Here is a 12519-nt window from a genome sequence, read left to right as displayed (position 1 = left end):
GATCAGACTCCAGCGGGCGTGGCGGTGGCGGCGTCGGACAGGTCGGCCGGGGAGGCCAGGTGGCCCAGGACCGCGGTGGCCGCCGCGACCTGCGGCGACACCAGGTGCGTACGACCGCCCTTGCCCTGCCGGCCCTCGAAGTTGCGGTTGGAGGTGGACGCGGAGCGCTCACCCGGGGCCAGCTGGTCGGGGTTCATGCCGAGGCACATCGAGCAGCCCGCGTGCCGCCACTCGGCGCCGGCCTCCTTGAAGACGATGTCCAGGCCCTCGGAGACGGCCTGGAGGCCCACGCGCGCGGAGCCCGGAACGACCAGCATCCGTACGCCGTCGGCGACTTTGCGGCCCCGGACGATGTCGGCGGCGGCCCGCAGGTCCTCGATACGGCCGTTGGTGCAGGAACCTACGAAGACGGTGTCCACGCCGATGGAGCGCAGCGGCTGCCCGGCCTCCAACCCCATGTATTCCAGGGCCTTTTCGGCGGCGTAGCGCTCCGAAGCGTCTTCGTACGAAGCGGGGTCGGGGACGTCCGCCGAAAGCGGCGCGCCCTGGCCGGGGTTGGTGCCCCAGGTGACGAACGGGGAGAGTTCGGCGGCCTGGATGACGACCTCGGCGTCGAACTCGGCGTCCTCGTCGGTCTTCAGCGTCTTCCAGTACGCGACGGCCGCGTCCCAGTCCTCGCCCTCGGGGGCGTGCGGGCGGCCCTTGAGGTACGCGAAGGTGGTCTCGTCCGGGGCGATCATGCCGGCGCGGGCGCCCGCCTCGATGGACATGTTGCAGATGGTCATCCGCGCCTCCATCGAGAGCTTCTCGATGGCGGGGCCGCGGTACTCCAGGACATAGCCCTGGCCGCCGCCGGTGCCGATGCGGGCGATGATCGCCAGGATGAGGTCCTTGGCGGTGACGCCGTCGGGCAGTTCGCCGTCGACCGTGATGGCCATGGTCTTCGGGCGGGACATCGGCAGCGTCTGGGTGGCCAGCACATGCTCGACCTGCGAGGTGCCGATGCCGAAGGCCAGTCCGCCGAAGGCGCCGTGGGTGGAGGTGTGGGAGTCGCCGCAGACGACGGTCATGCCCGGCTGCGTCAGCCCCAGCTGCGGGCCGACGACGTGGACGACGCCCTGCTCGACGTCGCCCAGCGGGTGCAGCCGGACGCCGAACTCCGCGCAGTTCTTGCGCAGGGTCTCCAGCTGGGCGCGGGAGACCGGGTCGGCGATGGGCTTGTCGATGTCGAGGGTCGGGGTGTTGTGGTCCTCGGTGGCGATGGTGAGGTCGAGGCGGCGCACCGGGCGGCCGTTCTGGCGCAGTCCGTCGAAGGCCTGCGGGCTGGTCACCTCGTGCAGCAGGTGCAGATCGATGAAGAGGAGGTCGGGCTCGCCCTCGGCGCGCCGGACGACGTGGTCGTCCCAGACCTTCTCCGCGAGTGTCCTACCCATCGCTTTCCCTCCGGCCGGCAAGAGTCGCACCGGCCCAACTAGAGATCTTGTGGAGGCGGCGCCCTCGCCCCAGTTCCCGGGCACCCGCCACCGGGCCCGTTGGTCTGCGGGCCGCTGTGTCTCCAAGGGTTGCGCGTCTCACGGGAAAATGAACTTGCGTTTCACAGAGTGAGACGGGAATATCGTTTCATGGACAACAGTAGCGGCGTCGGCGTTCTGGACAAGGCAGCCCTTGTCCTGAGCGCTCTGGAGTCCGGTCCGGCCACCCTCGCGGGCTTGGTCGCGGCGACCGGACTGGCACGGCCCACGGCCCACCGGCTGGCCGTGGCTCTCGAACACCACCGCATGGTGGCGCGTGACATGCAGGGCCGGTTCATCCTCGGCCCGAGGCTGGCCGAACTGGCCGCCGCGGCGGGCGAGGACCGCCTTCTCGCGACCGCCGGCCCGGTGCTCACCCACCTTCGTGATGTGACGGGCGAGAGCGCGCAGCTCTACCGCCGCCAGGGCGACATGCGCATCTGCGTCGCCGCGGCGGAGCGCCTGTCCGGCCTTCGGGACACGGTCCCGGTCGGCTCGACGCTCACGATGAAGGCGGGCTCTTCGGCTCAGATCCTGATGGCCTGGGAGGAGCCCGAGCGCCTCCACCGCGGCCTCCAGGGCGCCCGCTTCACAGCGACGGCCCTGTCGGGCGTACGGCGCCGGGGCTGGGCCCAGTCCATCGGCGAGCGGGAGCCGGGTGTCGCGTCCGTCTCCGCGCCGGTGCGCGGCCCGTCGAACCGGGTCGTGGCCGCGGTCTCGGTGTCCGGCCCCATCGAGCGTCTGACACGCCACCCCGGCCGGATGCACGCCCAGGCCGTGATCGACGCGGCGGCCCGCCTCTCCGAGGCCCTGCGCCGCACCGGCTGACCGATCAAGCAACCTCAGGGCCGGCCTCAACGCCGCGGCAGGCCCTGACCACTCCCACGGAGCGACCCCTCCCACGGAGCAGAGCCGGGCCGAGCCGGGCCGCGACACCCGCCGTACGACACGACGCGGGCACAACGAAAATGGCCCCCCACCTCAGCGCATCGGCCGAGACGAAGAGCCATCGTCTGGTATTTCTTGTACCCCCGACCGGATTCGAACCGGCGCTACCGCCTTGAGAGGGCGGCGTGCTAGGCCGCTACACAACGGGGGCCTGGACACTGCGTTTCCGCAGGTCCGAGCTGGTCTACCTGGACTCGAACCAAGACTAACTGAACCAGAATCAGTCGTGCTGCCAATTACACCATAGACCAATGTGGTTTAGACCAGTCCGTACCCCCGACCGGATTCGAACCGGCGCTACCGCCTTGAGAGGGCGGCGTGCTAGGCCGCTACACAACGGGGGCCCTAGCGATCCTGCGTCAAGACTGGCGGGAGCTACCCTGACCATCCTCGCGGGAAGGATCTGTACCCCCGACCGGATTCGAACCGGCGCTACTGCCTTGAGAGGGCAGCGTGCTAGGCCGCTACACAACGGGGGCTTTGTGGAGTCGATCTCCACGGTTGCAGATGAGCTCTGCGAGCTGGCCTACCTGGACTCGAACCAAGACTAACTGAACCAGAATCAGTCGTGCTGCCAATTACACCATAGGCCACTGGAACGCCGATCCCGGAGGGATCTTGTTCTAGTTCGCTCCCCCGGTTTCCGGCCTTTCGGCCCGCTCCCCGGCGGCGCAGGAAGAACATTACCCGAAGGTGGACTGCGCTCCAAAACGGGTATCCGCGCCGAGGATCGCGGGGAGTTCGGACAGGCCGGCGATCCGGTGCCGTCCGGAGGGGAGTTCGACGGTGGCCGTGCCGCCGCGGCGGTCGACCCACACGGAGAGCAGTCCGGCGTCGGCGGAGCCCTGGCCGTCGATCTCCGGGTGGTCGCCGACGTACGCCACCTGGTGCGGGGGCAGCGAGAGCGCCTCGCAGGCCGCGAGGAAGGCGGCGGCCTGCGGTTTGGCGACGCCCAGCTCGGCCGCGCACAGGATCGCCTCGAAGCGGTCGTGGACGCCGAGGACGCGCAGCTTGCGATCCTGGACGTGGATGCTGGAGTTGGAGAGCACCGCGTGCCGGTGGCTGGTGGCGAGCGCGTCCAGGACGGGCAGCACATCGGGGAAGAGCGTCCAGACGGCCTCGTAGTGAGCCATGTAACGCCGGAACCAGTCGTCGGCCTCCGCGTCGGTCAGCTCCCGGTCCAGGAAGACCCGGACGCGTTCGCGGCGCTGGCCCTCGAAGGTGACGTCGCCCGCCTCGAAGCGCCGCCACTGCTGCTCGGTGACCTCCCGCCACCGGACGATGGCGGCCTCCGGCGTGGAGTACGCGGCCAGGAGCCCCTCGGCGTCCAGATGCCGGCGCATACCCTCGCGGTCCGCGCTCGAGTAGTCGAAGAGAGTGTCGTCAACGTCCCACACCACGGCGCGAATGCTCATGCCCCGACGGTATCGCGGGCCGGCACGGTGTGTGTGTGAACGAACGCCGAAGGGCGGCAGCCGGGTGTCCGGCTGCCGCCCCTCACGCGTGTGTGCGTTACGGCGTCAGCTTCGTCAGGGCCGCGTCGATGCGGGTCAGGGTCTTCTCCTTGCCCAGGATCTCCAGGGACTCGAAGAGGGGCAGGCCGACCGTGCGGCCGGTGACGGCGACGCGGACCGGGGCCTGGGCCTTGCCGAGCTTGAGGCCGTGGGCCTCGCCGGCCGCCAGGACCGCTTCCTTGAGGGACTCGGCGGACGTCCAGTCGGCCGACTCCAGCTTCTCGCGGGCCGTGGTGAGCAGCGCGTCCGCGCCCTCCTTCATCGCCTTCGCCCAGCTCGCCTCGTCGAAGACGGGCTCGGGGAGGAAGAGGAAGTCGACGTTGTCGGTGATCTCGGAGAGGACCTTCAGACGGGTCTGCGCGTGCGGCGCGATCGCCTGCCAGCGGCTCTCGTCGAAGTCCTCCGGCGCCCAGGTCGCGAACGGGGCCTTCAGCCACGGGCGGCAGCGCTCGGTGAAGTCCTTCACCTCGAGCAGCCGGATGTGGTCGGCGTTGATCGCCTCGCACTTCTTCAGGTCGAAGCGGGCCGGGTTCGGGTTGACGTCGGTGACGTCGAAGGCCGCGACCATCTCCGGCGTGCTGAACACGTCCTGGTCGGCGGAGAGCGACCAGCCCAGCAGCGAGAGGTAGTTGAGCAGCCCCTCGGGAAGGAAGCCGCGCTCCCGGTAGAGGTTCAGGCTCGACTGCGGGTCGCGCTTGGAGAGCTTCTTGTTGCCCTCGCCCATCACGTACGGCAGATGCCCGAAGGCGGGGATCTCCTTGGCGACGCCCAGTTCGATCAGCGCCTTGTACAGGGCGATCTGGCGCGGGGTGGAGGAGAGCAGGTCCTCGCCGCGCAGGACGTGGGTGATCTCCATGAGGGCGTCGTCGACCGGGTTGACGAGCGTGTAGAGGGGGGCGCCGTTGGCGCGGACGATGCCGTAGTCCGGGACGTTCTCCGGGGTGAAGGTCAGCTCGCCGCGGACCAGGTCCGTGAAGGTGATCGTCTCGTCGGGCATCCGGAAGCGGACGATGGGGGCGCGGCCCTGGGCCTCGTACTCCGCCACCTGCTCGGAGGTCAGCTCGCGGCAGTGGCCGTCGTAGCCGGACGGCTTGCCGGCGGCGCGGGCGGCCTCGCGGCGGGTGTCCAGCTCCTCCTGGGAGCAGTAGCAGCGGTAGGCGTGGCCGGCGTCCAGGAGCCTGGCGGCGACGTCCTTGTAGAGGTCCATGCGCTGCGACTGGCGGTACGGCGCGTGCGGGCCGCCGACCTCGGGGCCCTCGTCCCAGTCGAAGCCGAGCCAGCGCATCGAGTCGAGCAGCTGCTCGTAGGACTCCTCGGAGTCGCGGGCGGCGTCGGTGTCCTCGATGCGGAAGACCAGCGTGCCCTGGTGGTGCCTGGCGAACGCCCAGTTGAACAGGGCGGTGCGGACCAGGCCCACATGGGGGTTGCCGGTGGGCGAGGGACAGAATCGGACGCGTACGGGGGAGGCGGGTGCGCTAGCCACGCTTGACAACCTTGTTGGTGAGAGTGCCGATGCCTTCGATGGTGACGGCGACCTCGTCGCCGACAGCCAGGGGGCCGACCCCTGCCGGGGTGCCCGTGAGGATCACGTCGCCGGGGAGCAGCGTCATGGCCTCGGTGATGTTGACGATCAGATCCTCGATGGAGTGGATCATCTCGCTGGTGCGGCCGAGCTGGCGCTGTTGGCCGTTCACCGTGAGCTGGACCGTGAGGTCGGACGCGGTCTTGAGGTCCAGGCCGGTCTCCACCCAGGGGCCGAGCGGGCAGGAGCTGTCGAAGCCCTTGGCCCTGGCCCACTGCTTCTCGCGCCGCTGGACGTCGCGTGCGGTGACGTCGTTGGCGCAGGTGTAGCCGAGGACGACGTCCGCCACGCGTTCGCGCGGGACCTCGCGGCACATGCGGCCGATGACGACGGCGAGCTCGGCCTCGTGGTGCAGTTCCTGGGAGAACGACGGGTACTGGATGTCGTCGCCGGGGCCGATCACGGAGGTCGACGGCTTGAAGAAGGCGAACGGGGTGTCGGGCACCTCGTGGCCGAGTTCGCGCGCGTGCTCGGCGTAGTTGCGGCCGAAGGCCACGACCTTGTTCGGCAGCACGGGCGGAAGCAGCCGGACCTTGCTCAGCGGCACCCGGGTGCCGGAGAGCTCGTGTTCCGCGAACGGGATGCCCTTGATGATGTTCAGGACGAGCTCGTCCGGCTTGTCGCCTTCGACCGCGCCGAAGGCGACGTTCCCGTCGATGGAGAACCTGGCGATGCGCACGGGTTGGTTGGCCCCTTGCTGAGCTGGCGGGAGTCTGACGGTCCAGGCTAACGCGGAAGGGCGCCCCCGGTCGGGGACGCCCTTGACATCCGATGCCCTGCGTGGGCTGCCGCCTTGAGCATCCGGCGGCCGGCGCGCGTACTACTCCGCGGAGGCGGCGAACGCCGCGACGGGTACCTCGTTGAGGATGGTGCGCTTGGGGTTGGCAGTCTGGGCCGGGAGTTCGACGGCGTGCTCCGGCTGTTCGGGGAGCCGCAGCTCGTCGGCGTCCGTGAGGTGCGCCAGCGTGGTGCGCCGCGGGTTTGCGATCTTGTGGAACATCGGCGCGAGCTTCATCGTCTTCACTGGTGTACGTAGCCCTGTTCTGCTCGGGCGCCGGGAGGGGCGGCAACGGGCCCCCGCGCGGGCGCGGCTTGTCGGATTTGCCATATCTGTAAAGACTCAGGCTAAACACGCGATTCCCGGTGAACGCGTGAAGGTCTCATGATCGGCGTGTGAGTTTGCTCACGAATCCTCACCCAATTCGGTCAATTCAGGCCCACCCCCCTGCGTAAAGAAACGGACATTGCCTCACTGAAGCGTGCATTCCGCTCCTGATCATGGCGACTGGGACACGTCCCGCACCCCAGAGCTTCGCCCCTCTTTGTCCGCATTGCGAGAGAACACTTTCTACATGCGGTAATTCACCCCTCACGGACTGTCACTCATGTCACAGCCCGGCCAACAAGCCTTGTTGGAGATCCGGCACTGTGCTGGAATCTCACGGACCGCCGCGGAATCGAGCCGGCGCGCAGGGGCGCACAGCAGCGCCGAGCGGCGGCGAGACAGGGGGAGCCAGCGCCGGTCAATCACGACCGTTAGAGGGGCGCATTCAGGGCACCCCTCAACACACCGACACCGTCCTTCCGTTCACGCGGGGGGCGCCTGGTCCAGAGGTTGCGACGCTAGTGCAGGGACGTTTCAAGAGGGATGGCAGCGCTTCGGCGGAGCCGGAGCCGCACGGCGGGACTGGCCCCATGGCCGGCAGCTCCTCGCCCCAGCACGCCCAGAACCCGGGCCCGGCCTCCGGCGACGGCGGTGAGCGCCCCGGGCGCCCCGGCGCGTCCGCGGCATCGTCGTCGGGATCGACGGGCCCCCTTCCCCAGACCCCGACCGTGAAGCCCTCGGCCGCCTCCCCCGGCCCCGGCTCCCGCGTGGCCCTGCGCAACTGGCGCATCTCCACGCGTCTGGTCGCGCTGCTCACCCTGCCCGTGGTCGCGGCCACGACGCTGGGCACGCTGCGCATCAACCAGTCCATGGAGGACATCCAGCAGCTCGACAACATGCGGCTGCTGACGGACATGACCAAGCAGGCCACCGAGCTGGCCAGCCGCCTCCAGGAGGAGCGCGACAAGTCCGCCGGTCCCCTCGCCCACGGCGCGAAGGAGACGGACGCGACGGTCAAGGGCGTCCGCGAGAAGACCGACCAGACGCTGACCGCGTTCAGCGACGCCTCCGAGGAGATCGACGCCTCCAGCTCGGAGGGCAACCTCCAGGGCGTCCGCGACAGCCTCGTGGGTCTCCTGGGCGACCTCGGCAACCTCGCCAAGATCCGCAAGTCGGCCTACGACGACCAGCAGAACTCCACCCAGACGGTGGAGGGCTACCACCGCCTCATCACCTCGCTGCTCGACCTGTCGCAGGACATGGCGCAGGCCACCAGCAACCCGGAGATGATCCAGCGCACGCGCGCCCTGGCCGCCTTCTCCTCCGCCAAGGAGTACGCCTCCGTCCAGCGCGCCGTCCTGTCGGCCGCGCTCCCGGCGAGCAACACCCAGCTCGGCAAGCTCAACGAGAACGACCGGCAGTACGCCGACGCCGCCCTCCAGAACCAGGACTCCGAGCTCGCGAGTTTCCGCAGCATCTACGGCGACGACGGCGCCGAGGAGCTGCTGGAGCCCATCGAGCAGGGCAGCCCGACCATCGAGGACGCCGACACCTACGCCACCCGCGCCCTCAGCTCGGCCTCCGGCCTCAGCTCGCTGGACAGGCGGTCGTACCAGGACTGGTTCGACGCCAGCACCACCAAGATCCAGCAGATGAAGAACATCGAGACCACGCTGCTGGAGCAGATGGAGCAGAAGGCCCGTGAGCTGCGGGCCGAGTCGGAGCAGGAGGCGATCGTCTCCGGTGCGCTGATCCTGCTGGTCCTCGGTGTGTCGCTGGTCGGCGCGTTCGTCGTCGCCCGCTCCATGATCCGCTCGCTGCGCCGCCTCCAGGAGACCGCCACCAAGGTCGCCCAGGACCGCCTGCCCGAGCTGGTCAAGCAGCTGTCCGAGTCCGACCCGCAGGACGTCGACACGTCCGTGGAGTCGGTCGGTGTGCACTCCCGGGACGAGATCGGCCAGGTGGCCGCGGCCTTCGACGACGTGCACCGCGAGGCGGTCCGCCTCGCCGCCGAGCAGGCCCTGCTGCGGGGCAACGTCAACGCGATGTTCACCAACCTCTCGCGCCGCTCCCAGGGCCTCATCCAGCGTCAGCTCTCGCTCATCTCCGAACTGGAGTCCCGCGAGGCCGACCCGGACCAGCTGTCCTCCCTCTTCAAGCTCGACCACCTCGCGACCCGCATGCGCCGTAACGGTGAGAACCTCCTCGTCCTCGCCGGTGAAGAGCCCGGCCGCCGCTGGACCCGCCCGGTCCCGCTGGTCGACGTGCTGCGCGCCGCCGCCTCCGAGGTGGAGCAGTACGAGCGCATCGAGCTGGCCTCCGTGCCGACGACCGAGGTCGCCGGCCGCGTGGTCAACGACCTCGTGCACCTGCTCGCCGAGCTGCTGGAGAACGCCACCTCGTTCTCCTCCCCGCAGACCAAGGTCAAGGTCACCGGTCACGCGCTGCCCGACGGCCGCGTCCTGATCGAGATCCACGACACCGGCATCGGCCTCTCCCCCGAGGACCTCGCCGCGATCAACGAGCGGCTCGCCTCGCCGCCCACCGTGGACGTCTCCGTCTCCCGACGCATGGGCCTCTTCGTGGTCGGTCGTCTGTCGCAGCGGCACGGCATCCGCATCCAGCTGCGCCCGTCCGACTCCGGCGGCACGACCGCGCTGGTCATGCTGCCCGTCGACGTCGCCCAGGGCGGCAAGAAGCCGCAGCCCAAGCCCGGTCAGGGCGGCACCTCCGGCGGTCCCGCCGCCGCGCAGGCCGCCGCGGGCGCCGCTGCTGCCCGCCGTCAGGGCGGTCAGCAGGGCGGCGCGCTCGGCGGAGCCCCCGCCGGCGGCGGCGCCCTCGGCGCCGGTCCCGGCGGCGGCGGCCGGCTGCCCGCCGGTCAGGGTCCCCGGGCCGCGCTGCCCGGCCGTGACGGCGGTGGCCGTCCCGGCGCCCCGCGCGGACCGCAGTCCCCCGGCTCGCCCCAGCAGGGCCGCCCGGCTCCGGCCGGCGCCGGCTTCGGCGGGCAGGCCCCGGGCGCCCCGCAGGGTCTCCAGGCGGCCGGTCCCGGCGCGCCCTCCCAGGGCCAGGACCTGTTCGGCGGCGGACGTCCGCCGTCCGCGCAGCGCCCCCAGGACAACCGCTCCGAGCAGGGCGGCCGCGGCCGTCAGCCGCAGCTGCCGCCGCGCGGCGGTCCGCGCGCCGAGCTGCCGGGCGGCAACCCGCAGCCGCGCGGCACGAGCGGCACCAACTGGGCCGACGAGACCCCCCGGTCCCCGATGGCGCGCACCCCGCTGGACGCCCCGCGCGGCCACGACGAGCCGGACGCCGCGCAGACCGCGCAGATGCCGCGCATCGACGACCGCCAGGGTCCCGGCTCCACCGCCGAGATACCGGCGATCCCCCGGATCGAGGAGCGCCAGGGACCGGCCGGTCCCGCCGACTTCGCGCGTCCCGGCGCGGGCGGCCAGCCCACGGGTCAGTTCCCGGCGGTCAACGGCAGCCAGGGAACGGGCCGTTACCCGGCCGTCAACGGCGGCCAGGACACGGGACAGTTCCCGGCCCCGGACGCGGGCGGCCAGCAGGACGGCTACGTCCGCTCGGACGTCTTCGGCGCCCCGGGCGGCCAGAACACCCCGGCGGGCCCGGGCGGGTTCGCCGCTCCGCAGGCCCCGCAGGCCTACGACAACGGCTCCACCGGTCAGTTCGCCTCGCCCGGCTACGACAACTCCACCAGGCAGCACTCCCTGCCCGGCCGCCAGGACCCCGCGTCCACGGGCCAGTTCCAGCGGCCCCAGAACGGCAACGGCGGCAACGGCTACGGCGCCCCACAGCAGCAGCCGGTCCCGCCGCGTCCCGCCACGCGCCCCGAGCCGGAGGCGCTGCCGCCGGCCGCCGGCCCGGGTGACGGCCGTACCCCGCTCTACGACACCCTGGAGACCAACTGGTTCCACGGTCAGGGCGGCGGCAACGGCAACGGCTCGGCCCCGGCGCCGCAGCAACAGCAGCCGCAGGCTCCGGCTGCTCCCCAGCGTCCCGCGGCCACGGCCGCCACGACCTCCTCGTGGCGCACCTCGCCGAACGACGAACTCGTCCGTCAGGCCGAGCGCGTCCGGCAGCCGGCCGCGGGCGGCGTCACCACGTCCGGCCTGCCGCGCCGGGTGCCGCGGGCGAACCTCGTCCCGGGCACGGCACAGCAGCAACAGCACCAAACCGGTCCGCAGGTCTCGCGTGCGCCTGACGACGTACGCGGACGGCTGACCAATCTTCGTCGGGGCATCGCGCAGGGTCGTCAAGCCGGCAACGGCTCGGCCGGCAGTTTCCCGAGCCCCACTCACCAGCAGGAGCGTTAGTTGAGCCAGATGAGCCAGGCGGCCCAGAATCTGAACTGGTTGATCACCAACTTCGTGGACAACACCCCCGGGGTGTCCCACACCGTCGTCGTGTCCGCCGACGGGCTTCTGCTCGCGATGTCCGAGGGCTTCCCGCGCGACCGTGCCGACCAGCTCGCGGCCGTCGCGTCGGGGCTCACCTCGCTCACGGCCGGCGCCTCCCGGATCTTCGAGGGCGGCCGGGTATCCCAGACGGTCGTCGAGATGGAGCGAGGGTTCCTCTTCCTCATGTCCGTCTCGGACGGCTCGTCCCTCGCCGTCCTCGCGCACCCCGAGTGCGACATCGGCCTCGTCGGCTACGAGATGGCACTCCTCGTGGACCGGGCGGGCGCGGTGCTCACGCCCGACCTGCGTGCCGAGCTCCAAGGCAGTCTGCTCCACTGACCGTCCCCGGTACCACCCCCCTCACGAAATCACCGTCCGGCCGACACTTTCCCCCCACCGGCCTCGACGGACGGCACGACTGACCGAGACATGCTGTCCCGCCCGGAGGATTCATGACCCCGCCCACCGCCTCTCATGATCCGTACGCGGAGCCGTACGGGGACGAGGGCGACCAGCCGCTGGTGCGTCCTTACGCGATGACCGGCGGCCGGACCCGGCCGCGCTACCAGCTCGCCATCGAGGCGCTGATCAGCACCACGGCCGACCCGGCAGCGCTCATGGGGCTGCTCCCCGAGCACCAGCGCATCTGCCACCTCACCCGTGAGGTGAAGTCGGTCGCGGAGGTCTCGGCGCTCCTGGCCATGCCGCTGGGCGTGGCGCGGATCCTCGTCGCGGACCTCGCCGAGGCCGGACTGGTGGCCATCCACCAGCCGGGCGGCGACGAGAACAACGGCGGCGCACCTGACGTGACGCTGCTCGAAAGGGTGCTCAGTGGACTTCGCAAGCTCTGACGGGGGCCGGGCCACCACCTCCGCGAAGATCGTGGTGGCGGGCGGCTTCGGCGTGGGCAAGACCACGTTCGTGGGCGCCGTCTCCGAGATCAACCCGCTGCGCACGGAGGCCGTGATGACGTCCGCGAGCGCGGGCATCGACGACCTCACCCACACCGGGGACAAGACCACCACCACGGTGGCCATGGACTTCGGCCGTATCACGCTCGACCAGGACCTGATCCTCTACCTGTTCGGCACTCCGGGCCAGGACCGGTTCTGGTTCATGTGGGACGACCTGGTGCGCGGCGCCATCGGCGCGGTGGTGCTGGTGGACACGCGCCGGCTGGCGGACTGCTTCCCGGCGGTGGACTACTTCGAGAACAGCGGCCTGCCGTTCGTCGTCGCCCTCAACGGCTTCGACGGGCAGCAGCCGTACCAGCCGGAGGAGGTGCGCGAGGCCTTGCAGATCGGGCCCGACACCCCCATCATCACGACGGACGCCCGGCACCGTGCGGACGCCAAGAGCGCGCTGATCACGCTCGTGGAACACGCGCTGATGGCGCGCCTTCGGTAGCGCGTGCTCCGGCGACGCGTACAGCGGTCGTCGTAGA

General features: G+C 70.9%; 10 protein-coding genes and 5 tRNA genes. 5 read left to right on the top strand and 10 right to left on the bottom strand.

All coding sequences use genetic code 11. The annotated features are described in order from the left end of the window. Positions 1 to 2 precede the first annotated feature (2 nt). Positions 3 to 1433, bottom strand: coding sequence for a 3-isopropylmalate dehydratase large subunit (leuC, locus tag ACFYX4_RS24615; protein WP_389337209.1), 1431 nt, complete (start codon positions 1431 to 1433; stop codon positions 3 to 5). Between the two features lie 189 nt (positions 1434 to 1622). Here leuC and ndgR point away from each other — a divergent pair, with 189 nt between their 5' ends. Next, the gene (gene ndgR, locus ACFYX4_RS24610; RefSeq protein ID WP_015036427.1) at positions 1623 to 2339 is read left to right on the top strand and encodes an IclR family transcriptional regulator NdgR; all 717 of its coding nucleotides are present in this window, start codon (positions 1623 to 1625) and stop codon (positions 2337 to 2339) included. A gap of 198 nt (positions 2340 to 2537) precedes the next feature. Here ndgR and ACFYX4_RS24605 read toward each other — a convergent pair. From ACFYX4_RS24605 to ACFYX4_RS24565, 9 genes are all read right to left on the bottom strand, one after another. Then, positions 2538 to 2610 (bottom strand) — tRNA-Glu (locus tag ACFYX4_RS24605). A gap of 28 nt (positions 2611 to 2638) precedes the next feature. Beyond that, positions 2639 to 2710: transfer RNA gene (locus ACFYX4_RS24600), tRNA-Gln, on the bottom strand. Between the two features lie 20 nt (positions 2711 to 2730). Continuing rightward, positions 2731 to 2803 (bottom strand) — tRNA-Glu (locus ACFYX4_RS24595). 62 nt (positions 2804 to 2865) lie between these two features. Next, positions 2866 to 2938, bottom strand: a tRNA-Glu gene (locus ACFYX4_RS24590). A 42-nt stretch (positions 2939 to 2980) separates the two neighbouring features. Then, positions 2981 to 3052 (bottom strand) — tRNA-Gln (locus ACFYX4_RS24585). A 90-nt stretch (positions 3053 to 3142) separates the two neighbouring features. Continuing rightward, complete coding sequence (locus tag ACFYX4_RS24580; protein ID WP_389337205.1) at positions 3143 to 3874, bottom strand: HAD family hydrolase; 732 nt, start codon at positions 3872 to 3874, stop codon at positions 3143 to 3145. A gap of 97 nt (positions 3875 to 3971) precedes the next feature. Continuing rightward, positions 3972 to 5456 carry a glutamate--tRNA ligase gene (gene gltX / locus ACFYX4_RS24575; protein WP_389337202.1) on the bottom strand — a complete coding sequence of 495 codons (1485 nt, stop codon included), beginning with the start codon at positions 5454 to 5456 and terminating at the stop codon, positions 3972 to 3974. Further along, positions 5449 to 6234 carry a fumarylacetoacetate hydrolase family protein gene (locus ACFYX4_RS24570; RefSeq protein WP_389337199.1) on the bottom strand — a complete coding sequence of 262 codons (786 nt, stop codon included), beginning with the start codon at positions 6232 to 6234 and terminating at the stop codon, positions 5449 to 5451. Before ACFYX4_RS24570 ends, gltX begins: the two co-directional genes overlap by 8 nt. Positions 6235 to 6375: 141 nt before the next feature. Then, entirely contained in the window at positions 6376 to 6555 is a 180-nt protein-coding gene (locus tag ACFYX4_RS24565) for a hypothetical protein (RefSeq protein ID WP_389337196.1), read from the bottom strand. Positions 6556 to 7181: 626 nt separating this feature from the next. On the opposite strand from ACFYX4_RS24565, the gene ACFYX4_RS24560 reads away from it, so the two are divergent. The 4 genes from ACFYX4_RS24560 to ACFYX4_RS24545 all read left to right on the top strand — a co-directional run bounded on the left by ACFYX4_RS24560 (position 7182) and on the right by ACFYX4_RS24545 (position 12482). Continuing rightward, positions 7182 to 10991 carry a nitrate- and nitrite sensing domain-containing protein gene (locus ACFYX4_RS24560; protein WP_389337193.1) on the top strand — a complete coding sequence of 1270 codons (3810 nt, stop codon included), beginning with the start codon at positions 7182 to 7184 and terminating at the stop codon, positions 10989 to 10991. 9 nt (positions 10992 to 11000) lie between these two features. Continuing rightward, a complete protein-coding gene (locus tag ACFYX4_RS24555) occupies positions 11001 to 11414 on the top strand; it encodes a roadblock/LC7 domain-containing protein (RefSeq protein WP_130443512.1) in 414 nt (137 codons plus the stop codon). A 113-nt stretch (positions 11415 to 11527) separates the two neighbouring features. Continuing rightward, positions 11528 to 11926, top strand: coding sequence for a DUF742 domain-containing protein (locus tag ACFYX4_RS24550; RefSeq protein ID WP_358797525.1), 399 nt, complete (start codon positions 11528 to 11530; stop codon positions 11924 to 11926). Then, positions 11907 to 12482, top strand: a complete 576-nt coding sequence (locus tag ACFYX4_RS24545) for an ATP/GTP-binding protein (RefSeq protein ID WP_132855910.1) — start codon at positions 11907 to 11909, stop codon at positions 12480 to 12482. Before ACFYX4_RS24550 ends, ACFYX4_RS24545 begins: the two co-directional genes overlap by 20 nt. Positions 12483 to 12519: the final 37 nt, after the last annotated feature.

Source organism: Streptomyces sp. NPDC002328, assembly GCF_042890065.1.
Lineage (GTDB): Bacteria > Actinomycetota > Actinomycetes > Streptomycetales > Streptomycetaceae > Streptomyces.
Note: the sequence above shows the minus strand (reverse complement) of the source record. Positions and strands in the feature narration are given on the sequence as shown.